Below are 22,343 nucleotides of genomic sequence, written 5' to 3' on the forward strand. Positions count from 1 at the left end.
CCCCGGCCGCCCCTACTCGGGCCGTGTCCTAGCCCCGGCCGATGTACGGCATCGTCGTCGCCATCACCGTCGCGAACTGGACGTTCGCCTCCAGCGGCAGGCTCGCCATGTGGACCACCGTCGCCGCCACGTGCGCCGCGTCCATCACCGGCTCCACCGCCAGTTCGCCGTTGGCCTGCAGGATCCCCGTCTGCATCCGGGACGTCATCTCCGTCGCCGCGTTCCCGATGTCCAGCTGTCCGCAGGCGATCCGGTACGGCCGCCCGTCCAGGGACAGCGACTTCGTCAGGCCCGTCATCGCGTGCTTCGTCGCCGTGTACGCGATCGAGTGCGGGCGCGGCACATGGGCCGAGATGGAGCCGTTGTTGATGATCCGGCCGCCCTGCGGGGACTGCTCCTTCATCGCCCGGAAGGCGGCCTGGGCGCACAGGAACGAGCCCGTGAGGTTCACGTCGACGACCGAGCGCCAGGTCGCGTGATCCAGGTCCTCGACCGGCACACCGCCGCCCGCGAACGTCCCCGCGTTGTTGAAGAGCAGGTCGACCCGGCCGAACCGCTCCCGTACCGCGTCGAAGAGCGCCGCCACCGCCTCCGGTGACGTCACGTCCGTGGGGACGCACAGCGCCTGCTCCGGCGGGACGTTCGCGGCCGTCTCCTCCAGCGCCTCCCGCCTGCGGCCCGCCAGCGCCACCGACCAGCCCGCCTCCGCGAGAGCCAGCGCCACGCTCCGGCCGATGCCCGAACCTGCTCCAGTCACTACAGCGATGCTCATGGGCGCGCAGCGTACGGGAGATCGGTGCACAGGGAACTCATCCGTCCGACACGCGGACGTTCCGTACCCGACAACGCCGGGTCGTCCCGCTCCGCTCCAATACTTGACGGAGAACATCCATCAGGCGAGGGGCACATGACGACCGCACAGATCCACTCCGCCGAACTCCGCGCCGCCGCACGCCACTTCGGCCGCCGCCGGTTCCTCAGCGCCACCGGGGCGGCCGCCGCCCTCGCCTTCGCCGTCAACCTGCCGGCCGCCGGTGCGGCGAGCGCCGCCGAGCTCCACGGCCGCCGGATCACCGAGGACCCGTTCACCCTGGGGGTGGCATCCGGTGACCCGCTGCCCGGCTCCGTCCTCCTCTGGACCCGGCTCGCACCCCGCCCCTTCGAGGTCGGCGGCGGACTGCCCCGCGAGAAGGTCACCGTCGACTGGGAGCTCGCCCACGACGACCGCTTCACCCAGAACGTCCGAAAGGGCCAGGCCACCGCGCACCCCGAGTACAACCACAGCGTGCACGTCGAGATCACCCTCCTCGACCCGGACCGCGTGTACTTCTACCGCTTCCGCGCCGGCGACTGGATCAGCCCCGTCGGCCGCACCCGCACCGCGCCCGCCGCCGACGCCCAGAACTCCGCACTCACGTTCGCCGCCGTCGCCTGCCAGGCCTACCACGACGGCTACTTCACCGCCTACAGCCACCTCGCCGAGGAGGACGTCGACGTCGTCTTCCACCTCGGCGACTATCTCTACGAGTACGCCGTGGACGCCGCCGGCGGCGCCCGCGCCTACACCGACCGCCTGCTGCCCGCCGTCTTCAACCGGGAGACCGTCACCCTGGAGGACTACCGGTTGCGGTACGCCCTCTACAAGTCCGACCCCGACCTGATGGCCGCGCACGCCGCGCACCCCTTCGTCGTCACCTGGGACGACCACGAGACCGAGAACAACTACGCGGGCGCGACGCCCGAGAACAACGTGCCGCCGGAGGAGTTTTTGCTCCGCCGGGCCGCCGCCTACCGCGCCTACTGGGAGAACCAGCCCCTGCGGACACCCCAGCATCCCGTGGGCCCCGACATGAGGCTCTACCGTCGCCTCCACTTCGGCCGGCTCGCCCAGTTCGACATCCTCGACACCCGCCAGTACCGCTCCGACCAGGCCTACGGCGACGGCTGGCGGGTCCCCGGCCCCGAGTCCGAGGACCCGAGCCGCACCATCACCGGCGCGACGCAGGAGCGGTGGCTGCTCGACGGCTGGCAGCAGTCGGACGCGCTGTGGAACGTCGTTCCCCAGCAGGTCCTCTTCTCCGAGCGCCGCAGCAACCCGACCGCCTCCTACACCGTCTCCATGGACGCCTGGGACGGCTACACGGCCTCCCGGCGGCGGGTCCTGGACGGGGCCGCCGCGGCCGGGATCGAGAACCTGATGGTGCTCACCGGCGACGTGCACGTCAGCTACGGACTCGACATCAAGGCCGACTTCCGCGACCCGGCCTCGCGGACCGTCGGCACCGAGATCGCCGCCACCTCGATCGCCAGCGGCGAGGACGGCGCCGAGCGGCCCGGCAACTACGACAGCCTCATGGCCGCCAACCCGCACCTGAAGTTCTACGACGGGCGGCGCGGCTATGTGACGGTCGCGCTCGGCGAGGACAGCGCCCGCGCCGACTTCCGTACGGTCTCGGCGGTGACGACCCCGGGCGCCCCCGTCACCACCGCCGCGTCCTACGTCACGGAGGCGGGCGCCCCCGGACTCACGCCGGCGTGAGCCGGTCGACCAGGTCCTCCTGGGGGTAGCGGACGCCGATGCGGTCCCGTACCGCGTCGAGCGTCCGCATCACCGCGAGCGTCCCGTCCAGCGGGACGAGCGACGACTCCGTGGCCCCGGCCCGCAGACAGCGCGTCACCTCGGCCGCCTCGTGGTGCAGGGAGTGCGGATCGTCCTCGTTCACGAACTCCTCCGGCTCCCGGCCCTCACGCACCAGCGTGAACCGCTCCGGGAAGAAGAAACCCCGCGGCAGCTCGATCCGGCCCTTCGTCCCCGTCACCGACGCGGTCAGCGGGGTGTCCGCCACGATCGAGCAGGACAGCAGCGCCGAGGCCCCGGATGCCCACCCCAGCAGCATGCCCGTGTTCAGGTCCGTGCCCTCCGCCGACAGCAGCGCGTGCGCCTGTACGGAGTCGGGCTCGCCGAGCAGCAGGTGCGCGAAGGAGACCGGATAGACCCCGAGGTCCAGCAGCGCTCCGCCGCCCACCGCCGGGTCGCGCAGCCGGTGGTCCGCCGCGAACGGTCCCGCGAGCCCGAAGTCCGCCTGCACGGTCCGGATCTCGCCGATCGCGCCGTCCGCCACCAGTGCGGCCAGCCGCCGGATCAGCGGGTTGCAGTACATCCACATGGCCTCCATCAGGAAGAGACCGCGCTCCCGGGCGAGCGCGGCCAACTCCTCCGCCTCCCGCGCGTTCAGTGTGAAGGCCTTCTCGCACAGGACCGCCTTTCCCGCCTCCAGGGCGAGCCCGGCGGCCGCCCGGTGCGCGTGGTGCGGGGTGGCGACGTACACCACGTCGACCTCCGGGTCGGCGGCGAGCGCGGCCCACGACCCGTACGCCCGCGGGATGTCCAGCCGGTCCGCGAAGGCCCGCGCCGACGCCTCCGTACGGGACGCCACCGCCACGACCTCCGCGCCCTCCACCGACCGCAGATCGGTGGTGAACCGCTCCGCTATCCCGCCCGTCGCCAGCACGCCCCACCGCACGGTCCCTGTCATGTGCCCCACCCCAAAAAAGGTCTCGACCACTCTCGACGAGCTGAGAGCATAGGGAAGGATTCAACGAAATGGAGCTGTGTTGATGCCGGAGAGCGGCCGGACCACGAAGCAAGGACACATACCCGGCACCACCACCAGCACCACCGGAAGAAGTATCAGCACCCCCGACGGCGTCGCCGCCGCGCGCCGCGTCGGGCTGCTCGTCACTCTCGTCCTCGGCGGTCTGACGGCCCTTCCGCCGCTCTCCATGGACATGTACCTGCCCGCCCTGCCGGAGGTCACCGAGTCGCTGCGCGCGCCCGCCGCGACCGTCCAGCTCACGCTCACCGCCTGCCTCGCCGGCATGGCCCTCGGCCAGCTCGTCGTCGGCCCCATGAGCGACCGGTGGGGCCGGCGCCGCCCGCTGCTCGTCGGCATGATCGTGTACGTGGCCGCCACCGCGGTCTGCGCGCTCGCCCCCTCCGTCGAGCTGCTCATCGCCTTCCGGCTGCTGCAGGGCCTCGCGGGCGCGGCGGGCATCGTCATCGCCCGCGCCATGGTCCGCGACCTGTACGACGGCGACGAGATGGCCCGCTTCTTCTCCACCCTGATGCTGATCTCCGGCGTCGCCCCGATCATCGCCCCGCTCATCGGCGGGCAGATCCTCCGGATCACCGACTGGCGCGGCGTCTTCCACGTCCTCGCGGTCATCGGCGTCCTGCTGACCGTGGTGGTGTGGCGGTTCCTGCGCGAGACGCTGCCGCCCGAGCGGCGGCACGCGGGCGGCGTCGGCGAGGCGCTGCGCACCATGCGCGGGCTGCTCGTCGACCGCGTCTTCACCGGCTACATGCTGACCGGCGGACTCGCCTTCGCCGCGCTCTTCGCGTACATCTCCGCCTCGCCCTTCGTCGTCCAGGAGATCTACGGCGCCTCGCCGCAGACCTTCAGCCTGCTCTTCGGCCTCAACTCGATCGGTCTCGTCGCCGTCGGCCAGATCAACGGCAAGCTGCTCGTCGGTCGGGTCAGCCTCGACAAGGCGCTTGGCTGGGGGCTGGCCGTCATCCTGCTCGCCTCGGTGGCGCTGCTGCTGATGACGAGCGGGGTGTTCGGGGAGCCGGGGCTCGTCCCGGTCGCCGCGGGTCTGTTCGTACTGATGTCCGCGATGGGTCTGGCGCTGCCGAACACCAACGCTCAGGCCCTGATGCGGACCCCGCACGCGGCCGGCTCCGGCTCCGCGCTGCTCGGCACCTCGTCCTTCCTGATCGGGGCGGTGGCCTCGCCGCTCGTCGGGATCGCGGGGGAGGCGACGGCGGTGCCGATGGCCCTGGTGCAGCTGATCTGCGCGGTCGGGGCGCTCACGTGCTTCCTCGCGATGTGCCGGCCGTGGCGCACGCCGGAGCCGCAGTCGGCCTGAGCGGCCGTGCGCCTCCGGGGCGCGCCTAAAATATCGAGGTGAACGCCTCCCTCCCGACCGCTCCCACCGCCGACGCCCTGCGCGCCGCACTCGCCGGGCTCCTCGGCGGGCTGCCGCCCCGACAGGCCGCCCAGGCCGTCGAGCGGCTGATCGCCAACTACCGCGGGACCACCCCGACCGACGCCCCGGTCCTGCGCGACCGCTCGGACGTCGCCGCCTACGCCGCCTACCGGATGCCGGCGACCTTCGAGGCGGTACGGGCGGCGCTCGGCGCCCTGCGGGACGCGGCGCCCGCGTGGGAGCCGGCCACGCACACCGACGTCGGCGGCGGCACGGGAGCGGCGAGCTGGGCGGTCGCCGAGGCCTGGGACGGGGCGGCGCGCACGACCGTCCTGGACTGGGCGGAGCCCGCGCTCGCGCTGGGGCGCGAGCTGGCGGAGGGCGTGTTCGACGCGGAGTGGCGGCGGGCCCGGATCGGCGGGGCGCTGCGCCTCGACGAGGGGACGGACCTCGTGACGGTCAGTTACGTCCTGAAGGAGCTGACCGAGGCCGACCGCCGCGCCCTCGTCACCGAGGCGGCGCGGGTGGCGCGGGCGGTCGTGATCGTGGAGCCCGGCACCCCCGACGGCTACGAGCGGATCATCGCGGCGCGCTCGCTCCTCGTCGAGGCGGGGCTGACCGTGGCCGCGCCATGCCCGCACAGCGGGGCGTGCCCCATCGAGCCGGGCACCGACTGGTGCCACTTCTCGGCGCGCGTCAGCCGGTCCTCCCTGCACCGGCAGGTGAAGGGCGGCTCCCTGCCGTACGAGGACGAGAAGTTCAGCTACGTCGCGGCGACCAGGTTCCCGGTGATGCCGGTGGCGGCCCGGGTCATCCGCAGGCCCCAGATCCGCAAGGGCCTGGTGCTGCTGGACCTCTGCGGGCCCGACGGCCTCGCCAAGGAGACGGTCACCAAGCGCCACGGGCCGCTGTACAAGGCGGCGCGCGACGTGGAGTGGGGCGACCCCTGGCCCCCGGCGGAGGAGTAGGGGTGTCTCCCCCCGGCCGGTCCCACCGGCCGCCCGCCGGGCGCCTCGGGCCGCCCCGGCGGGTCAGGGGCGCAGCTCCTGCGTGCAGCACTTCACGCTGCCGCCGCCCTTGAGGAGTTCCGTCAGGTCCATGCCCAGCGGCTCGAAGCCGCGCTCGCGGAGCGGGTCGAACAGGCCCACGGCCGCCTGCGGCAGCAGCACGTGCCGCCCGTCGCTGACCGCGTTCAGGCCCAGGGCGGCGGCGTCGCGCTCCGTGGCCAGGAGGGCGTCGGGGAAGAGCCGCGCGAGGACGGCCCGGCTGTCGGCGGAGAAGGCGGCCGGGTAGTACATGATCTCGTCGCGCGCGTCGTCCAGGACGGACAGGGCCGTGTCCAGGTGGTAGTAGCGCGGATCCACCAGTTCGAGGCCGATCACGGGGCGGCCGAAGAACTCCCGCGCCTCGTCGTGGGAGAGCGGGCTGGAGCGGAAGCCGCAGCCGGCCAGGACCCACGAGGAGGTCACCGCGAAGTCGCCCTCGCCCTCGTTGACGTGCTCCGGCTCCCGCACCTGGGTGTAGCCGTTGCGGCGGAACCACTCCAGGTGCGCCGCCGCCTCGCCCGCGCGCTCCGGGTAGGCGAACTTCGCGCCGAGCACCCGGCCGTCCACGACGGTCGCGCCGTTCGCGGCGAAGACCATGTCCGGCAGGTCGGGGTGCGGGTCGAGGAGCTCGACGGTGTGGCCGAGCGAGCGGTAGCGGTCGCGCAGGTCCTCCCACTGGGTGAGGGCGAGCGGCAGGTCGACCGGTTTCGTGGGGTCCATCCAGGGGTTGATGGAGTACGTCACCTTGAAGTGCGTGGGTGGGCACATCAGATAACGGCGGGGCGACGCCTCGCGCGGGGTAGGGCGCAAAGAGGGCTCCTCACGGACGTACGGACGTTGGTTGAGTGCGGTGGCCCCATGGTCCGCCCTGGACGGCGTCCGCGCAGTGGACCGTTCGGGTGGTTCCGGGGCACACCACATGACGAGACGTGTCGTCTCGCCACCTGTTAGATTGGCCGCATGTCCGACACCAAGGCACCCGACTCCTCGCGCCGCAGCGAGCGCTCCCGCCGCGCGATCTACGACGCCGCCCTCGCCCTCGTCTCCGAGGCCGGCTACGCCAAGACGACCATCGAGGGCATCGCCGCCCGCGCCGGCGTGGGCAAGCAGACCATCTACCGCTGGTGGCCCTCCAAGGCCGCCGTCCTCCTCGACGCCTTCCTCGACCTCGCCGCCCAGGCCAACGAGGCGCTCGGCGGCGAAGCGGACAGTGAGATCCCCGACACCGGCGACCTCGCCGCCGACCTGAAGTACGTGCTGCGCGCCACCGTCGACGAGCTGAACAACCCCGTCTACGACGCCCCCTCCCGCGCCCTGGCCGCCGAGGGCATCGTCAACCCCGAACTCGGCGCCCGGTTCGTGGAGCGGCTCCTCGAACCCCAGCTCCAGTACTACGTCCGCCGCATCCAAGCCGCCCAGGCCGCCGGGGACATCGCCCCCGACGTCGACCCGCGCATCGCCCTGGAGCTCCTCGTCGGCCCCCTGAACCACCGCTGGCTCCACCGCACCCTGCCCCTGACCCACGCCTACGCCGACACCCTCGTCGACTACGCCCTGCGCGGCCTCGCACCCCGTACGTGATCTCCCCGTGCTCCCCCATGCTCCCCCTGTACGCCACCCCCGCGCCCCCCGGACGCAACCCCGATGCCCACCCCGGTTGAGGACTCCGGTCACCCGGAGCGCAGGATGGTGGGACCATGGGCGGAGCCGAACGGGCGAGTAGTGGGGTGTGAGGGGATAGATGGGCGACGGTATCGGCCGCTACCGCGGCACGGAGAGCAAACTCGCACAGTGGCTGCGCAGGCGCCCCAAGCGCACGGCGGCCGACGACGAGAACCGCCGCGAGGCGCTGCTCCTGGCCGCCGCCGCGGCGGGCCTGCCGCTGGCCCCCGCCGCGTACCCCGTCGGCTACCGCTGTTCCTGTGAACGCATCGGCTGTCCGACCCCGGCCCGCCACCCCGTCTCCTTCGCCTGGCAGACCCAGTCGACCACCGACCGCGCCCAGATCGAGCGCTGGGCCGCGGGCGAGCCGGAGGCGAACTTCATCACCGCCACCGGCATGGTCCACGACGTCCTCGACGTCCCCCTCGCGGCCGGCCGCGCCGCCCTGGAGCGGCTGCTCGCCCAGGGAGTCGAGGTCGGACCGGTCGCCGAGTCCGCGGAGAGCGCGGGCGACGGCGGACGGATGCTCTTCTTCACCGCCACCCGCGGCACCCCCGAGGACGAGGACGAGTGGTGGCCGTGCGAGCTGGACTGCCACCCGGAGACCATGGACGAGCACCCGGGGCTGCGCTGGCACTGCCGCGGCAGCTACGTCCTCGTACCCCCGGCCCGGCTCATCGGTGACGAGGACGAGCACCCGGCCGTCGCCTGGATCCGCGGCCCCGAGCACCCCCTGCCCGACCCGCTGAACCTCCTCGAGACCCTCACCGACGCGTGCGCCCGGCACGCGGCCGAGCGGGAGGAGCGGGGCGCGCACGCCGAGCACGAGGTCGCCTGGCCCCTCGGTCGCCGCTGACCGCCGGAACCACGCCGGGGCTGTGGCCGCTCGGCCCGTCGCCGCCGTTTTCGTGGTCCGTCGCTTCCGTGGCCGCCGGGGCGGCGCCCGGGCGCGGCTAGGAGCCCTTCGCCGCCGTCACGCCCTGGAGCCGGCCCGTGATCGTGACGCCGTCGCGGTCCGTGCCCGCCGGCTTCACCAGGGCCGCCTGGCTCGACACCCACTCCTTCGTGACCGTGTTCTTCACCTCGCCGGTCAGCAGCGGCTTCACATCGACCGAGACCTTCGGCCGGTAGCCCTGTGCCGCCGTCTGCCGCTCGAAGTACCGCGTCGCGAAGAAGACCAGCGCCCCGCCGTCCCGCGTCGCGAGGGCCAGCGGCGCGAAGTCGCCGGTGTCCGTGGGCTGGTCGATGTACTGCGTCGCGAGACCCGCCCGCTTCGCCGCCTTCTGCCGCTGATCCCGCCACGCCGTGGTGTGCGCACCGGCCGCGAACGGCCCCTGCTCACCGCCTCCGAGGAACGACACGTACTGCCGGCCCAGGTCCTTCGGCGCGACCGCCAGCCGCGCCGAGTCCGCGGCGACCGGCTCGGCGTAACCCTCGGCGTCCGTCGCGAACTCCGGGATCTCGTTCGGCGGCAGGATCGCCAAGTAGGCGACCTCCCACAGCTGTTCGGCGCCGTTGCGCACGAAGACCAGGAGCCAGCGGTTGTCCCCGGGGCCCTGGTCGGTGTCCCGGTTGGAGTCCGTGTCGGCGACGAACCAGCGCGGCCAGCCCGCCTTCTTGGGGAGGGCGAAGTTCGCGTCCGTCAGCTCCAGCGGCTGGTGGTTCGGGTTGCCGCCGGGGCTGGTGATCGCACGGGACTTCAGACCGGCCTGGTTGATCGCCCCGAGGGGGCCGGTGACCCGGCCCGCGTCGAGCGCCGGATCGTACGCCTTGTCGGCCTTGTTGTACGCCTCGGTGAAGTCGTCGAGGGCCTGCTGGGCCTCGGCCTTCGTCGCCGCCGGGAGCAGCTCTCGCTCGCCGTGCACCGTCACGCAGCCGCTCGCCGTCAGCGCCAGCACCGTCGCCGCCGTCGTCGCCACGCATGCCCTCGACGGTCGCCTCAGCCTTCTCATCGGTCGCCTTCTGCTCCTCCACCGGCACGGACGGACCTGACCCTACCGGGGCCGGGAACACCACGAACGCCGGGACCGGGTAGAGCGTCCACACCGTGACCTGAAGGCGGGGGGCGGCACGTCAGGAGGCGGGCGGGGTGCGGCGCGGGACGACCAGCGGGGCGCCGGTACGGGGGTGGGGGAGCACCTCGACGGGCTGCCGGTAGACGCGGCTCAGCAGGTCCTCGCCGAAGACCTCGGCCGGTGGCCCGTCGGCGGCGATCCGGCCTTCGTGGAGCACCGCGACCCGGTCCGCGTGGGCGGCGGCGAGGCCGAGGTCGTGGAGTACGACGACGACGGCGACACCGGCGGCCGCGCGCTCGCGGCAGAGGCGGAGCACCAACTCCTGGTGGCGCAGGTCGAGGGCGGCCGTCGGCTCGTCGAGGAGCAGCAGCGGCGTGCGCTGGGCGAGGACGCGGGCGAGGGCGACCCGGGCCCGTTCGCCGCCGGAGAGCGCGGAGAACGGCCTGGTGGCGAACTCCGCCACCTCGGTGGCCGCCATGGCCTCGGCGACGGCCGCCTCGTCCTCCTCCTCGCGCTCGGTCCCGGCCCACGGCGCCCGGCCCATCCGAACCACCTCGGCGACCGGGAAGGGGAAGGAGAGCGCGGCGGACTGCGGCAGGACGGCCCGGCGCAGGGCGAGTTCGGGCGCGGACCAGCCGGCGGCGGTCCGACCGCAGATCCGAACGTGTCCGCCGGACGGCGTGAGATCCGCCGCGAGCGCGGCCAACAGGGTCGACTTCCCCGCGCCGTTCGGCCCGACCAGGGCCAGCACCTCACCGGCCCGTACGGCGGCGTCCACCCCGGCGAGCACCTCCCGTCCGCCGAGCCCGACATGAAGCTCCCTGGCCTCGGCGACGACCTCGCCGACCGGTACCGGTGGGGGCAGTTCCCGGGCCCGTACCCTCAGGTTCAGAAGATCGCGGATCATGCCCAACCACCTTGCCTGCGACGGGTCCTGCGCAGCAGCCAGAAGAAGAACGGGCTGCCGATGAGGGCGGTGAGCACGCCCAGGGGGAGTTCGGCCGGGGCCGCGACCGTACGGGCCGCGAGGTCGCCGGCGGCCAGGACCACCGCGCCGCCGAGGGCGCTGCCCGGGACGAGGAAGCGGTGGCCGGGGCCGTTCGCCATCCGCAGCAGGTGCGGGACGAGCAGACCGACGAAGGCGATGATCCCGGCCACGGCGACGGCCGCCGCCGTGAGCAGCGCCACGACCAGGATCAGGACGGCCCGCAGCCGCTCGACGTCGACACCCAGGTGCCGGGCGGGCCGCTCGCCGAGCGCCAGCAGGTCCAGCTCGCGGGCGTGGAACGGGGCCACGGCCAGACCCAGCAGCGCGCACGGCAGCACGGCGAGGACCTTCGGCCAGGTGGCCTGGGCGAGCGAACCGAGCTGCCAGAAGGTGATCTGGGTGATCTGCGCGTTGTCCGCGAAGAAGATGAAGAGGCCGATCAGGGCGCCCGCGAAGGCGTTGACGGCGATCCCGGTGAGGATGAGGGTCACCACTTCCGTACGGCCGCCCGAGCGGGACATCGCGTACACGAGGAACACGGTCACGACGCCGGCCGCGAACGCGCAGACGGTCACCGTCCAGTTGCCGAAGAAGTCGAGACCGAGCGCGATCGCCCCGACCGCGCCCACGGCCGCGCCGGACGAGATGCCGATCACGCCGGGCTCGGCGAGCGGATTGCCGAACACACCCTGCATGAGGGCGCCGGCGCAGCCGAGCGAGGCGCCGACGAGGAGGGCGAGGACGACCCGGGGCAGCCGGATGTTCCACAGCACGCTCTCCGCCGAGCGGTCGAGGGCGTGCCCGCCGAGCCCGAGGCGGTGCTGGAGGGAGGCGAGTACGTCCCCGAGGGGGATCTCGTACGCCCCGAGCCCGGCGGAGACGAGTGCGAGGAGCACCAGGGCGACGAGGAGGCAGAGGGTGAGGGTGACGGCGGTCCCGCGAGGACGGCGGGCGGGGGCCGGGTCCGGCTCGCTCGGGGCGCCCCTGCCTGGGACCCGGCCCGACCGGCCGGGGGGCTCCGGATCGGTGGGGCGGGGCGCCGGACCGGACGTCAGGGAGTCGTCGAGGGCCGTCACTTCGACTCCCCGTACAGCTGCGACACCAGGGAGCGCAGCACCTCGTCGGTCCTGGGACCGTAGTTGAGGAGGACGCCGTCGTCGATCGAGACGACCCGGCGGGCCATCCCGGCCGGGGTCTGCGCGACGCCGGGGAGCTTCACCAGGCCGTCGACGCCGCCGACCGACTCCAGCCCCTTGCTCATCACGAGGAGCGCGTCGGGCGCGGCGGCGGCCAGGGCCTCGCTCGTGAGGGGGGTGAAGTCCTTCGTCAGGCCGGACTCCTTGCCCGCGTCGACGGCTCCGGCCGCCTCCAGGAGCGAAGTCGCCCCGGATTCGGCCCCGCCGAGCAGATAGACGGCCGCCGAGCCGCGTACGTAGAGGAAGGCCACGCGCGGCTTCCCCTCGCCCCCGTGGGCCGGAACTCCCTCGCGGGCGGCGGCGATCCGGTCCCGGGTGCGCTTCTGGAGCGCGGCGCCGGAGTCCGGTACGCCCAAGGCGGCGGCGACCGCCGCGATCCGGGTGGAGACGTCCGCCAGCTCCTTCGCCGGCTCGACCACGACGAGCGGTATGCCGGCGTCGCGGATCTGGGCGACGGCCTCGGCCGGTCCGGTCGAGGTGTCGGCGAGCACAAGCGTCGGCCGCAGCGAGAGCACGCTCTCGGCGGAGACGTCGTGCGCGCGGGTCACCGCGGGGAGATCAGCGGCCTGTTCGAAGGTGGCGGTGATGTCACGGGCGACGACCCGCTCGCCGAGGCCGAGGGTGAAGACGATCTCGCTGAGGGAGCCGGTGAGCGGGACGATCCGCTTGGTGGAGGTGACGGTGACCTCGCGGCCGTCCGCCGATTCCACGGTCACGGGCAGACGCGACTCCGGGACGCCGGCGAGGGGTTCGACCCGGTCGGGCGCCGCCGCCGTACGAGACGTGCCCCCGTCGCCGGCACCACCACCGGCACCACCACCGTCACCGCAGCCGGTCGCCACGAGGGCGAGGGCGAGTGCCGACATCAGCACACCCGCGAGGCGAGATCTCTGCACGGGGAAGCACCGTCCTGTTCGTTCTGGCCGCGGTCTGTCGTCTGCGGTCTGTCGGTCTGTCGGTCTGTCATTCCGGCTCCGCGTAGCTTAGGTAGCCTTACCTCACTTGCTAGTCCTCGGAGGGGTTCCATGCTGCTGTCCAGACCGGCCCGGGTGCTCGCCGTCACGCTCTTCGCGGCGCTTCTCGGACCCCTGCTCCCGGCCGCCGCGGCCCAGGCCGCGGACCGCACCGTGCAGGGTGGCAGGCTCGACTGGGGGATCAAGTCCTCCTTCCAGAGTTACGTCACAGGCCCCATCGCCCGGGGGAGTTGGAGTCTCACGGGCGGCGCCGCCACCGTCGGCGGCAGCCAGTTCCGCTTCCACTCGGCGCAGGGCTCCTACGACCCCGCGAGCGGCGCCTTCACCGCCGGCTTCACGGGCGGCGTGCGCTTCGTCGGCCATCGCAAGGCGGACGGCACCCCCGAACTCGACCTGACCGTCAGCCGTCCCCGCGTCCGGATCGAGGGCGGACGCGGCACGCTCTACGCGGACATGGCGAGCAAGGCCAAGGGGACGGGCGCGATCACCTCCCGCTCGCAGGTCGCGCTGGCCTCGCTCGACCTGTCGGGCATCGACATGCGCGGCGGCGGCAGCCCGGTCTCGCTCTCCCAGGTGCCCACCACGCTGACCACCCAGGGCGCCGAGGCCTTCGCCGGGTACTACACCGCCGGCACCTCGCTCGATCCCCTCAGCCTCACCGTCGATGTGCGGGCGGCGGCCGGCCGGGCGGCCACGCCCACCGCGTCCCCCTCCCTCACTCCCGCCCCCGAGGCGTCGGCGAGTGCAGCCGCAGCCACCGGAACGTTCCGGGACGGCGCCGTTGACTGGGGCGTGCGCCGCACCTTCCGCGAATACGTAACCGGCTCCATCGCCCAGGGCAGGTGGACCCTGTCCGGCGGCGCCCAGGACGGCGGCGCGCTGTTCCGCTTCCCGAAGGGGAAGGGCGTGTACGACCCGGAGAGGCGGACCCTCGACGCCACGTTCGCCGGCTCCGTCCGCTTCACCGGCACCCACCTCGACCTCGCCCTCGGCGCGGTCGCGGTCCGGGTGACCGGCGGCAAGGGCACGCTCAGCGCCGACGTCATCAGCGGCGGGAAGACCGAGAAGGCCGTCCCCCTGATCACCTTCCCAGCCGGGGACTTCGCCCCGAAGAACGGCCTCGCCACGGTGACGGAGGCCCCCGCGACCCTGACCGAGGGCGGTGCCAAGGCGTTCGGCGGGATGTACCGGGCGGGCACGGAGATGGACCCCGTGTCGCTGGCCGTCGCCGTCGACGCGCGGGCCCAGCTTCCCGCGCTGCCCGACCTGGGCAGCGGTCCGGCCGCCTCGCCCTCCGCTTCCGTGTCCGCCTCCCCGGCGGCCGGAGCGGGGCCCGCCGGCTCGAACACGGCCACGTACGTGACCCTCGGCGCGGGAGCGCTCCTCGTCGCCGCGCTCGCCGTCTTCGGAGCCGTACGCCGTCGTCGTACCGACGCCACCACCTCCGACGCCCCCACGCCCGCCACCGCCTCCGACGCCACCACGCCCGCCACCGCCCCCGGCGCCACCGACTGACTTCCTCCCGATCCGCCCTTCCCCGACAGCCCTTCATCCCTAGGAGATCGACGACCATGTCCTCCCCCAGCCGCCGCCGTCCGCTCGCCCTCACCGCGGCCGTCGCCACCGCCGCCGCACTGGGCGCGAGCGTCTTCGCCCTGCCCGCCCTCGCCGTGGACGGAACGCCCGAGAAAGCAGCGGCTCCGGTGATGGAGCTCAAGGACGGCACGCTGGACTGGGGCTTCAAGGAGTCCTTCCGTAAGTACCTCGCCTCGCCCTTCGCCAAGGGCAGGACGACGGTGGACGGCGGCGCGAAGCAGGCGGCCGACCACGGCCTCTTCACCTTCGTGGACGGCACCGGCACCTACGACACCGGGACGCACGCCACCGCCACCTCCTTCAAGGGCGGCGTCCACTTCGAGGCCCACGACGGCGTCCTCGACATCAAGCTCTCCGACCTGAAGCTCACCACCAAGGGCGCGGCGGCGCCGACCGGCGAGATCACCGCGGACGTCGTCACCAAGGGCAAGGACGGGAAGTTCGTCACCCGGGACGACATCGCCATCGCCGCGCTCGACATGACGGGTGTGCGGCCGGGCCGGGGCGCGGGCGGCGCGATGGTCTTCAAGGACATACCGGCCACCCTGACCAAGGGCGGCGCCGAGGCCTTCGCCGGCTACTACAAGGAGGGCGACACGCTCGACGCGGCCACCCTGACCGTGACGGCGGGCGGGACGAAGCCCACCCCGACGCCCACCCCCTCCACCACGCCCCCGACCTCGACCTCGACCCCGAGCCCCACCCCCGCCCCGACGAAGACGACCGCCCCTCCGACCACCGCGCCCACGACGGCCCCCGCGACGCGGCAGCCGACCACGGCGCCCACCGTCAGGCCCGGCACCGTCGTCGGCGGAAAGCTGACGTGGGGCGTGAAGGCGTCCTGGCGGAAGTACGTCGTGGACACCTGCGGCGGCGCGGTCGCCGCGTCCGGCGGCGCGACGAAGAACGGCTCGGTCTACGACTTCGCCTTCGGTACGGCCCAGGTGAACGCCGATGCCCGCACGGCCGACACCAGCTTCGCCGGCACCCTCCGCTTCACGTGCGCGGCCCACACCATCGACTGGACCATCAGCGACGTGAAGGTGAAGGCGACCGGGGCGACCGGCACGCTCGTCGCCGACGTCACCACCGCCAAGGGCACCGCGAACGACGTCGGTTTCGCGGCCCTCGACCTGTCGAAGGCCGACTACACGGCGAAGAGCGGCGTCCTCACGCTCAAGGACGTCCCGGCCACGCTCACGAAGGACGGCGCGGCCCAGTTCGCCGGACCGAACGGAGAGTCCTTCTACCAGCCGGGCACCGCCGTCGACCCGGTGACCGTCACCCTCTCCCTCGACGCGGACGCCACCCTGCCGTCCACGAGCGGCGGCACGAGCGGCGGCACTACGGGCGGTTCCGCGGGCGGCAGCACGACCGGCAGCACGACCGGCTCGACCACCACGGGTGGCGGCGGTACGGTCGGCGGCTCCGTCGGCGGCTCCGGCTCGCTCGCCGCCACGGGCGCGGGCGTGCCCACCGGCGCGCTGCTCGGCGCGGCCGGCGCCACGGCCCTCGCGGGCGCGGCCGTCGTCTTCGCCGCCCGCCGCCGCACGACCGCCTCCTGAGACCCCGCCTCCTGAGACCCCGTCTCCTGATTCCGCCACCCCCCACAGGCAGGGCCGCCCCCCCCGGAAACGGCGGTGCGGCCCTGCCGCTCGCCCGGCTAGCGTGCCGGACATGCGCATCCGGCGAGAGAACCGTCCTGGGCCCCTTGTCCTGCACGCCGAAGGACCGCCCGAACCCCCGCCCCTGCGCATGGAGATGACGGACGGCCGCCGGATGCTGCTCCGCCAGGGAGGCCGACCTGTCCTGCTCGCCCGGGTCGACGAAGACCGTGGCGGGATCCGCGTCCACCGTCGCGAGGGCTACCGTTCGCCGCTCCCCCCGATACGGGCGGACGAGGCTCGGCGACGGCCGGACTGGCGGTATCGGTACGCGAGTTGGCTGGAGGCGGCAGCCGAGGGGCCGTTGCACGCGGGCCGGTGGCTGATCGGGGCGCGGGAGGTGTTCCCGCCGTACGTCTGGGGCGAGGACTTCCTGACCACGTGGCCGGGCGGGCATCTCGACTGGAACGACGGCTGGAACGGCGTCGTCCCGCTCCGGCCGCTGTCGGCACCGGACGCCCCGCGCGTCAAGGCGTACCGCAAGCAGGCCGGAGAGGGCGACCTCCCGCCCGTACTGCTGTGGTGGGTGACGGCCTTCGACGGCTGGCTGCTCCTGGACGGCCACGACCGCGCGGTGGCCGCGCTCGCCGAGGGGCTGACGCCGCGCACGGTCGTGCTGCACCGCGCCGAGGACGCGGAGAGGGTGGCCGAGACGATCGCGGCCATGACCGCCGACCACGAAGCGCTGACGGCGCGGGGCTTCCGGGGCCCCGACCCCGCGCGTCAGTACGAGACCGTCGCCCGGAGCTTCGCCTGGGCGGTCTCGGGCGTTGCTTACGACGAAGCACGCACCCGCGCCTGGCCGATTCCCGGTGGAGCCGCCGAATGGGACGCCCGGATGCTTGAATTCCGCCATGAACACGACCGTGACGAGTAGCGCCACCGACATCGACGTCCTGCGGGTCTTCTGCGCGGGCGACGGCCGGTTCGGCAACGCCCTCGGTGTCGTGCGCGACGGGCGTACGCATCCCGACGAGGCGTCACGGCAGGCGCTCGCCAAGGAGCTCGGCTTCAGCGAGACGGTGTTCGTGGACGACCCGGAGCGCGGGGACGTCGACATCTACACGCCCGGCGTCCGGCTGCCCTTCGCCGGGCATCCGCTGGTCGGCGCGGCCTGGCTGCTGGACCTGGAGGTCGTCCATCCGCAGGCGGGAGAGGTGTGGGTGCGCGGGGACGGCGAGTTCACCTGGATCGAGGCCCGCGCGGAGTGGGCCCCGCCCCGTACCCTGCGACGGTACGGGTCGGCCGCCGAGGTGGACGCTCTCGACGTACCGGAGCCGGGCGAGTGGATCTACGCCTGGGCGTGGGAGGAGGAGGCGTCGGGGCGGATCCGGGCGCGGGCGTTCCCGGGGCGCGGCGACGGCATCGACGAGGACGAGGCGACGGGCGCGGCGGCGCTGCTCCTGACGGCCGAGCTGGGCCGGGCCCTGAACATCACGCAGGGCCGGGGGTCGCAGATCCTGACGGCCCCCGGCCCCGACGGCGTGATCGAGCTGGGCGGCCGGGTCCGCCTGGAGCGGACGCTCACCCTCACACCCTGAGCAGCCCCGCCCTGAGCGCCCCGCCCTGAGCGCCGCGCGCCCGCGCGGCCGCGAACCGCGCGCCCGGGGCGCCGCTCAGGCGCTGAGCGGGAACTCGCTTCCCAGCTCCCGGAACACCGCCCCGTTGAAGTCGAAGGCGCGCTTGCACTCGTCGATGATCCGCTGCTTCTCCAGATCGTCGGCGTTCACCCGGTCGAGCAGCTCGCGGTAGCCGCGCTTGAACGCCGCCGGGTTCGCGATCTCCTCGAAGACGTAGAAGCGGACGCCGTCGCCCTTGCGCGAGAAGCCCCAGGTGCGCTCGGCCTTGTCCCGGATGATCTGGCCGCCGGAGAGGTCGCCGAGGTACCGCGTGTAGTGGTGCGCCACATAACCGGCCGGCCAGTCGCGCGCGCACTCCGCCACACGTGCCGCGTAGGCGGCCGTGGCGGGCAGCGGCGCGAGCCCGTCGCGCCACCGCGGGCCCCGGAGGTGGGCGAGGTCCTGCGCGAGGGCCGCCGTACGGAACAGCTCCGGCTGTATGAACGGCCCGGCGACCGGATCGGCCTTCAGGGCCTCCGCACCGTCCTCCAGGGCGCGGTACACGAACCAGAGCTGCTCCGTGTAGCGGGTGTAGGCGTCCACGCCGAGGCGCCCGCCGAGGAGGTCGCTCATGAAGGTCGACGTCTCCGCCTCGGTGTGCTGTTCGTGCGAGGCCGTGCGGATGAGCGTCGAGAAGGGCGTGTCCAAGGCGTGCCTCCGTGGGCCATGACCGATGGGGACGTGGGAACCTGTTGAAGATCCTGATACTTAGGCTTACCTAAGTCAACTCGTTCCCGACGACCTGTCGGTAAAACGCTACCCCGCTGACGCGTCAGGGCAACGTGAGGATTTCGGCCCCGGTCTCCGTGACGACGAGCGTGTGCTCGAACTGCGCGGTCCGCTTCCGGTCCTTGGTCACGACCGTCCAGCCGTCGTCCCACATGTCGTACTCGTGCGTCCCCAGCGTCAGCATCGGCTCGATCGTGAAGGTCATGCCGGGCTGGATGACGGTGGTGTGGTGCGGGGAGTCGTAGTGCGGAACGATCAGTCCGGAGTGGAAGGACGAATTGATGCCGTGCCCCGTGAAGTCGCGCACCACGCCGTAGCCGAAGCGCTTGGCGTACGACTCGATGACCCGGCCGATGATGTTGATCTGGCGGCCGGGCTTGACGGACTTGATGGCGCGGGCGAGGGACTCCCGGGTCCGCTCGACCAGCAGCCGCGACTCCTCGTCGACGTCGCCGCAGAGGTAGGTGGCGTTGTTGTCGCCGTGGACGCCGTTGATGTACGCCGTGACGTCGAGGTTCACGATGTCACCGTCCTTCAGGACGGTGGAGTCGGGGATGCCGTGACAGATGACCTCGTTGACCGAGGAGCAGAGCGACTTCGGGAACCCGCGGTAGCCGAGCGTGGAGGGGTACGCCCCGTGGTCGCACATGAACTCGTGCGCGACGCGGTCCAGCTCGTCCGTGGTGACCCCCGGCGCGATGTGCTTGGCGGCCTCCTCCATCGCCTGTGCGGCGATGCGGCCGGCGATCCGCATCCGCTCGATGGTGTCGGAGTCCTGCACCTCGGGCCCCTGATACGGGGTGGGTGCGGGCTTCCCGACGTATTCGGGACGGCGGATGGCTCCCGGGACGGAGCGGTGGGGGGAGATCTCCCCGGGTACGAGCAGTGACTGGCCAGACATGTCAGCGAGTCTAACGACCGTGTCTGGGGCAGCATGGCGACAGAGGAAGGAGCCGACGATGGCCCTGTTCAAGAAGCGCACGGTGGGCAAACCGGGCGAATGGTACTACTGCCTGGAGCACAAGAAGGTCGAGGAGGGCCCCGACTGCCCGGCGAAGAACCGTTTCGGCCCCTATGGCAGCCGGGAGGAGGCGTCCCGCGCGATGGAGACCGCCCGGGAGCGCAACCTGGAGTGGGAGACCGACCCGAAGTGGCACGACGCCCCGAAGACGGACCAGCCCCCGGACTAGGTCGGGCGGGGTCGCGCGGCGGGCGAGGGCTTCATGGGCTTCACCTCAGGCCGGGGCCTCGGCCCCGGCCTCCCGCACGCCCGGGCCTGGGGCGCCGCCCCCCGAGCTACCAGCGCGCCGGGGGCGGGGCCGTCAGGTGGTCGGCGAGGAGGGAGAGACGGTCGCGCAGGCGGCGCCGGCCGCGCGGGGACGGCAGGCTGTTCTCCCCGGCCGCCGCGCTCACCAGGTGCTGGACCGTGTCCAGGTCGACCTCCGCCCCCTCCGGCACCGTCAGACCCTCATGCGCGAGGCCGTGGACCTCCGGGTCCCCGCCGTCCAGCGCGAGCACCGTCGCCCCGGCCCTGCGGGCGTCGTGCACCCGCTCCAGGAGCCCGGCCCCCGGCCGCTCCGGGGCCACCATCAGCAGCGTCGACCCGCGTCCCGCCGACTCCAGGCGGCCGAGACCCACCGCCAGATGCGCGGGATCGCCCGGCCGCACCAGGTGCCGTACCAGCGTCGGAGCCAGCTCAGGCTGACCCGACCAGGCCGCCTCGTCCACCAGGTGCGCCGCCAGGTGCCACGGTTCGTACGCCTCCGTGCCCACCAGGAGCAGACCGCCGCCCCGCGGTACGACGGAGGACCGGAGCGCTCCCGCGAGGCGGCGGGCCGCCCTCGGCCACTCGGTCCCGGCGAGCACGTCCCGCAGCAGCGCGACCCGTACGGCATCCATGGGGCCGCATCCTGCCGCAGCCGCGTCCCGCGCGCGGCCGGTTCGGGGCCGTTCCACCCGTACGGGATCCGGACCCGAGCGACCGGCCAGTAATGTCGAGGCCATGACTTCCACCGCTTCGTCTTCCGCCCCCGGGCCCGAGGAGTCCAAGGCCCCCACAGCCCCCACAGCCCCCAAGGCTCCCAAGGACCCGTGGGACCTGCCCGACGTGTCCGGCCTCGTCGTCGGCGTCCTCGGCGGCACCGGCGACCAGGGCCGCGGCCTCGCCTACCGGCTCGCCAAGGCCGGCCAGAAGGTGATCATCGGCTCCCGCGCCGCCGACCGCGCGCGGGCCGCGGCCGACGAGCTCGGCCTCGGCGTCGAGGGCGCCGACAACGCCGAGTGCGCGCGCCGCAGCGACATCGTGATCGTCGCCGTCCCCTGGGAGGGTCACGCCAAGACACTGGAGACGCTGCGGGCCGAACTCGCCGGCAAGCTCGTCGTCGACTGCGTCAACCCGCTCGGCTTCGACAAGAAGGGCGCCTACGCCCTCAAGCCCGAGGAGGGCTCCGCCGCCGAGCAGGCCGCGGCCCTGCTGCCCGACTCCCGGGTCACCGCCGCCTTCCACCACCTCTCCGCCGTCCTGCTCCAGGACCCCTCGGTCGACGAGATCGACACGGACGTGATGGTCCTCGGCGAGGAGCGCGCCGACGTGGAGATCGTCCAGGCGCTGGCCGGCCGCATCCCCGGCATGCGGGGCGTCTTCGCCGGCCGGCTGCGCGGCGCCCACCAGGTCGAGGCGCTCGTCGCCAACCTGATCGCGGTCAACCGCCGCTACAAGGCACACGCGGGCCTGCGCGTCACCGACGTGTAGCCACGTCGAGCCCGCCCCGGGCATGGGGGACACTGGACGGGCACCATCAGCCGTACCCGGACAGGAGCCGACCCCCATGCCCCGCCTCGCTCTGTACGCCCTCGCCGTCTGCGCCCTCGCGGTCGTCGCGGCCGTCGTCTCCTTCGTCTCGGGCAGCTGGCTCGGGATCGTCTGGGTGCTCCTGGCCGGCCTCTCCTCCAACATGGCCTGGTACTACATCCGCCGGGCGCGCGCCGTCGACGCCTAGATCCCCGTCGACGCCGACGCCGACGCCGACGCCGAGGCCGACGCCTAGACCTGGCAGATGTCCGGCGTCTCCTGCCAGAAGCGGTAGAGGTCCGAGCCGCAGTAGCGGGAGATCTCCGGCACGCCCAGCGCCCGCATCAGCGCGTCGATCGTGTCGAAGAACGCGCCGTTGACCGCCGGGACGAAGAGCAGCGCGATGACGACGAAGAAGCCGTAGGGCGCGTACGGCTCGATCTGCCGCTTCAGCTTGTACGAGAGCCAGGGCTCGACCACTCCGTACCCGTCGAGGCCCGGAACCGGCAGGAAGTTCAGGAGCGCGGCCGTCACCTGGAGGAACGCCAGGAAGGCGAGCGCGTACCGGAAGGCAGGCGGGACGCCGTCCAGCGCGTCCAGCCAGAACGGCGCGGTGCACACGATCGCGAACAGGACGTTGGTGAGCGGGCCCGCCGCCGAGATCAGGCTGTGCTTCCAGCGGCCCTTCACCCGGCCCTGCTCGATGAAGACCGCGCCGCCCGGCAGGCCGATGCCGCCCAGGATCACGAAGAGCACGGGCAGGATGACGCTGAGCACGGCGTGGGTGTACGCGAGCGGGTTGAGCGTCAGATAGCCCTTGGCACCGACGGTGATGTCGCCGCCGTGCAGGGCGGTGCGGGCGTGCGCGTACTCGTGGAGACAGAGCGAGACGATCCACGCCGCCGTCACGAAGAGGAAGATCGCGAGACCGGGGGAGGCCGCGAAACCGGTCCACACCGCCCAGCCGGTGACCGCCATGACGGCGAGGATCGCCAGGAACACCGGGCTGATCCTGCGCTCCTGGCTGCGGGTGGTGGCCGTGGACATCGGGGGCTCCCTGGGGGCGGCGGGGTG

At 73.2% G+C, this 22,343-nt stretch carries 23 protein-coding genes; 12 read left to right on the forward strand and 11 right to left on the reverse strand.

Annotated elements, in window-relative coordinates; genetic code table 11:
* Window positions 1–28: 28 nt before the first annotated feature.
* Window positions 29–772, reverse strand: a complete 744-nt coding sequence (locus ACF06X_RS03380; protein ID WP_392285469.1) for an SDR family oxidoreductase — start codon at window positions 770–772, stop codon at window positions 29–31.
* A gap of 135 nt (window positions 773–907) precedes the next feature.
* Here ACF06X_RS03380 and ACF06X_RS03385 point away from each other — a divergent pair, with 135 nt between their 5' ends.
* The gene (locus ACF06X_RS03385) at window positions 908–2,539 is read left to right on the forward strand and encodes an alkaline phosphatase D family protein (protein WP_392285470.1); all 1,632 of its coding nucleotides are present in this window, start codon (window positions 908–910) and stop codon (window positions 2,537–2,539) included.
* On the opposite strand, the gene ACF06X_RS03390 is transcribed toward ACF06X_RS03385, so the two are convergent.
* The gene (locus ACF06X_RS03390; protein WP_392285471.1) at window positions 2,526–3,536 is read right to left on the reverse strand and encodes a Gfo/Idh/MocA family protein; all 1,011 of its coding nucleotides are present in this window, start codon (window positions 3,534–3,536) and stop codon (window positions 2,526–2,528) included. The genes ACF06X_RS03385 and ACF06X_RS03390 overlap by 14 nt on opposite strands.
* An 82-nt stretch (window positions 3,537–3,618) precedes the next feature.
* Here ACF06X_RS03390 and ACF06X_RS03395 point away from each other — a divergent pair, with 82 nt between their 5' ends.
* Window positions 3,619–4,929, forward strand: a complete 1,311-nt coding sequence (locus tag ACF06X_RS03395) for a Bcr/CflA family multidrug efflux MFS transporter (RefSeq protein WP_392285472.1) — start codon at window positions 3,619–3,621, stop codon at window positions 4,927–4,929.
* Between the two features lie 38 nt (window positions 4,930–4,967).
* Window positions 4,968–5,957: a small ribosomal subunit Rsm22 family protein gene (locus ACF06X_RS03400; RefSeq protein WP_392285473.1), complete on the forward strand. Its 990-nt coding sequence runs from the start codon at window positions 4,968–4,970 to the stop codon at window positions 5,955–5,957.
* 63 nt (window positions 5,958–6,020) lie between these two features.
* On the opposite strand, the gene ddaH is transcribed toward ACF06X_RS03400, so the two are convergent.
* Entirely contained in the window at window positions 6,021–6,845 is an 825-nt protein-coding gene (ddaH, locus tag ACF06X_RS03405) for a dimethylargininase (protein WP_392285474.1), read from the reverse strand.
* A 150-nt stretch (window positions 6,846–6,995) separates the two neighbouring features.
* Here ddaH and ACF06X_RS03410 point away from each other — a divergent pair, with 150 nt between their 5' ends.
* Entirely contained in the window at window positions 6,996–7,616 is a 621-nt protein-coding gene (locus tag ACF06X_RS03410; protein ID WP_392285475.1) for a TetR/AcrR family transcriptional regulator, read from the forward strand.
* Between the two features lie 160 nt (window positions 7,617–7,776).
* On the forward strand, window positions 7,777–8,553 hold the full coding sequence (locus tag ACF06X_RS03415) for a bifunctional DNA primase/polymerase (RefSeq protein ID WP_392285476.1): 777 nt from the start codon (window positions 7,777–7,779) through the stop codon (window positions 8,551–8,553).
* A gap of 97 nt (window positions 8,554–8,650) precedes the next feature.
* On the opposite strand, the gene ACF06X_RS03420 is transcribed toward ACF06X_RS03415, so the two are convergent.
* The 4 genes from ACF06X_RS03420 to ACF06X_RS03435 form a co-directional block, all read right to left on the reverse strand.
* Window positions 8,651–9,649: a hypothetical protein gene (locus ACF06X_RS03420; protein WP_392285477.1), complete on the reverse strand. Its 999-nt coding sequence runs from the start codon at window positions 9,647–9,649 to the stop codon at window positions 8,651–8,653.
* A gap of 121 nt (window positions 9,650–9,770) precedes the next feature.
* Window positions 9,771–10,619 carry a heme ABC transporter ATP-binding protein gene (locus ACF06X_RS03425; protein ID WP_392285478.1) on the reverse strand — a complete coding sequence of 283 codons (849 nt, stop codon included), beginning with the start codon at window positions 10,617–10,619 and terminating at the stop codon, window positions 9,771–9,773.
* A complete protein-coding gene (locus ACF06X_RS03430; protein WP_392285958.1) occupies window positions 10,616–11,755 on the reverse strand; it encodes a FecCD family ABC transporter permease in 1,140 nt (379 codons plus the stop codon). The genes ACF06X_RS03425 and ACF06X_RS03430 overlap by 4 nt, the downstream gene beginning before the upstream one ends.
* Before the next feature lie 17 nt (window positions 11,756–11,772).
* Window positions 11,773–12,762, reverse strand: a complete 990-nt coding sequence (locus ACF06X_RS03435) for a hemin ABC transporter substrate-binding protein (protein WP_392285959.1) — start codon at window positions 12,760–12,762, stop codon at window positions 11,773–11,775.
* Between the two features lie 159 nt (window positions 12,763–12,921).
* Here ACF06X_RS03435 and ACF06X_RS03440 point away from each other — a divergent pair, with 159 nt between their 5' ends.
* The 4 genes from ACF06X_RS03440 to ACF06X_RS03455 all read left to right on the forward strand — a co-directional run bounded on the left by ACF06X_RS03440 (window position 12,922) and on the right by ACF06X_RS03455 (window position 17,671).
* Entirely contained in the window at window positions 12,922–14,385 is a 1,464-nt protein-coding gene (locus ACF06X_RS03440; RefSeq protein WP_392285479.1) for an HtaA domain-containing protein, read from the forward strand.
* Window positions 14,386–14,441: 56 nt separating this feature from the next.
* A complete protein-coding gene (locus ACF06X_RS03445) occupies window positions 14,442–16,031 on the forward strand; it encodes an HtaA domain-containing protein (RefSeq protein ID WP_392285480.1) in 1,590 nt (529 codons plus the stop codon).
* 112 nt (window positions 16,032–16,143) lie between these two features.
* Window positions 16,144–17,007, forward strand: a complete 864-nt coding sequence (locus ACF06X_RS03450) for a hypothetical protein (RefSeq protein ID WP_392285481.1) — start codon at window positions 16,144–16,146, stop codon at window positions 17,005–17,007.
* Complete coding sequence (locus ACF06X_RS03455; RefSeq protein ID WP_392285482.1) at window positions 16,985–17,671, forward strand: PhzF family phenazine biosynthesis protein; 687 nt, start codon at window positions 16,985–16,987, stop codon at window positions 17,669–17,671. The genes ACF06X_RS03450 and ACF06X_RS03455 overlap by 23 nt, the downstream gene beginning before the upstream one ends.
* A 75-nt stretch (window positions 17,672–17,746) precedes the next feature.
* Here ACF06X_RS03455 and ACF06X_RS03460 read toward each other — a convergent pair whose 3' ends face one another.
* Window positions 17,747–18,397 carry a heme oxygenase (biliverdin-producing) gene (locus ACF06X_RS03460; RefSeq protein WP_392285483.1) on the reverse strand — a complete coding sequence of 217 codons (651 nt, stop codon included), beginning with the start codon at window positions 18,395–18,397 and terminating at the stop codon, window positions 17,747–17,749.
* A gap of 124 nt (window positions 18,398–18,521) precedes the next feature.
* Window positions 18,522–19,379: a type I methionyl aminopeptidase gene (gene map, locus ACF06X_RS03465; protein WP_392285484.1), complete on the reverse strand. Its 858-nt coding sequence runs from the start codon at window positions 19,377–19,379 to the stop codon at window positions 18,522–18,524.
* 58 nt (window positions 19,380–19,437) lie between these two features.
* Between map and ACF06X_RS03470 the strand changes: the two genes are divergently transcribed.
* The gene (locus ACF06X_RS03470; protein ID WP_392285485.1) at window positions 19,438–19,668 is read left to right on the forward strand and encodes a hypothetical protein; all 231 of its coding nucleotides are present in this window, start codon (window positions 19,438–19,440) and stop codon (window positions 19,666–19,668) included.
* A gap of 106 nt (window positions 19,669–19,774) precedes the next feature.
* On the opposite strand, the gene ACF06X_RS03475 is transcribed toward ACF06X_RS03470, so the two are convergent.
* On the reverse strand, window positions 19,775–20,377 hold the full coding sequence (locus tag ACF06X_RS03475; RefSeq protein WP_392285486.1) for a hypothetical protein: 603 nt from the start codon (window positions 20,375–20,377) through the stop codon (window positions 19,775–19,777).
* A 103-nt stretch (window positions 20,378–20,480) separates the two neighbouring features.
* Between ACF06X_RS03475 and npdG the strand changes: the two genes are divergently transcribed.
* On the forward strand, window positions 20,481–21,230 hold the full coding sequence (npdG, locus tag ACF06X_RS03480) for an NADPH-dependent F420 reductase (protein ID WP_392285487.1): 750 nt from the start codon (window positions 20,481–20,483) through the stop codon (window positions 21,228–21,230).
* 22 nt (window positions 21,231–21,252) lie between these two features.
* The gene (locus ACF06X_RS03485; protein ID WP_392285488.1) at window positions 21,253–21,477 is read left to right on the forward strand and encodes a hypothetical protein; all 225 of its coding nucleotides are present in this window, start codon (window positions 21,253–21,255) and stop codon (window positions 21,475–21,477) included.
* A 44-nt stretch (window positions 21,478–21,521) separates the two neighbouring features.
* Here the strand turns inward: ACF06X_RS03485 and ACF06X_RS03490 are convergent, their stop codons facing one another.
* Complete coding sequence (locus tag ACF06X_RS03490) at window positions 21,522–22,316, reverse strand: site-2 protease family protein (protein ID WP_392285489.1); 795 nt, start codon at window positions 22,314–22,316, stop codon at window positions 21,522–21,524.
* Window positions 22,317–22,343 lie beyond the last annotated feature (27 nt).

The organism is Streptomyces sp. NPDC015346, from assembly GCF_043078785.1.
Taxonomy (GTDB): domain Bacteria; phylum Actinomycetota; class Actinomycetes; order Streptomycetales; family Streptomycetaceae; genus Streptomyces.

Coding starts and splice junctions, on each gene's coding strand:
- ACF06X_RS03380 (WP_392285469.1), bottom strand. CDS start 772: ATGAGCATCGCTGTAGTGACTGGAGCAGGTTCGGGCATCGGCCGGAGC.
- ACF06X_RS03385 (WP_392285470.1), top strand. CDS start 908: ATGACGACCGCACAGATCCACTCCGCCGAACTCCGCGCCGCCGCACGC.
- ACF06X_RS03390 (WP_392285471.1), bottom strand. CDS start 3,536: ATGACAGGGACCGTGCGGTGGGGCGTGCTGGCGACGGGCGGGATAGCG.
- ACF06X_RS03395 (WP_392285472.1), top strand. CDS start 3,619: ATGCCGGAGAGCGGCCGGACCACGAAGCAAGGACACATACCCGGCACC.
- ACF06X_RS03410 (WP_392285475.1), top strand. CDS start 6,996: ATGTCCGACACCAAGGCACCCGACTCCTCGCGCCGCAGCGAGCGCTCC.
- ACF06X_RS03415 (WP_392285476.1), top strand. CDS start 7,777: ATGGGCGACGGTATCGGCCGCTACCGCGGCACGGAGAGCAAACTCGCA.
- ACF06X_RS03420 (WP_392285477.1), bottom strand. CDS start 9,649: ATGAGAAGGCTGAGGCGACCGTCGAGGGCATGCGTGGCGACGACGGCG.
- ACF06X_RS03425 (WP_392285478.1), bottom strand. CDS start 10,619: ATGATCCGCGATCTTCTGAACCTGAGGGTACGGGCCCGGGAACTGCCC.
- ACF06X_RS03435 (WP_392285959.1), bottom strand. CDS start 12,762: ATGTCGGCACTCGCCCTCGCCCTCGTGGCGACCGGCTGCGGTGACGGT.
- ACF06X_RS03440 (WP_392285479.1), top strand. CDS start 12,922: ATGCTGCTGTCCAGACCGGCCCGGGTGCTCGCCGTCACGCTCTTCGCG.
- ACF06X_RS03445 (WP_392285480.1), top strand. CDS start 14,442: ATGTCCTCCCCCAGCCGCCGCCGTCCGCTCGCCCTCACCGCGGCCGTC.
- ACF06X_RS03450 (WP_392285481.1), top strand. CDS start 16,144: ATGCGCATCCGGCGAGAGAACCGTCCTGGGCCCCTTGTCCTGCACGCC.
- ACF06X_RS03455 (WP_392285482.1), top strand. CDS start 16,985: ATGAACACGACCGTGACGAGTAGCGCCACCGACATCGACGTCCTGCGG.
- map (WP_392285484.1), bottom strand. CDS start 19,379: ATGTCTGGCCAGTCACTGCTCGTACCCGGGGAGATCTCCCCCCACCGC.
- ACF06X_RS03470 (WP_392285485.1), top strand. CDS start 19,438: ATGGCCCTGTTCAAGAAGCGCACGGTGGGCAAACCGGGCGAATGGTAC.
- ACF06X_RS03475 (WP_392285486.1), bottom strand. CDS start 20,377: ATGGATGCCGTACGGGTCGCGCTGCTGCGGGACGTGCTCGCCGGGACC.
- npdG (WP_392285487.1), top strand. CDS start 20,481: ATGACTTCCACCGCTTCGTCTTCCGCCCCCGGGCCCGAGGAGTCCAAG.
- ACF06X_RS03485 (WP_392285488.1), top strand. CDS start 21,253: ATGGGGGACACTGGACGGGCACCATCAGCCGTACCCGGACAGGAGCCG.
- ACF06X_RS03490 (WP_392285489.1), bottom strand. CDS start 22,316: ATGTCCACGGCCACCACCCGCAGCCAGGAGCGCAGGATCAGCCCGGTG.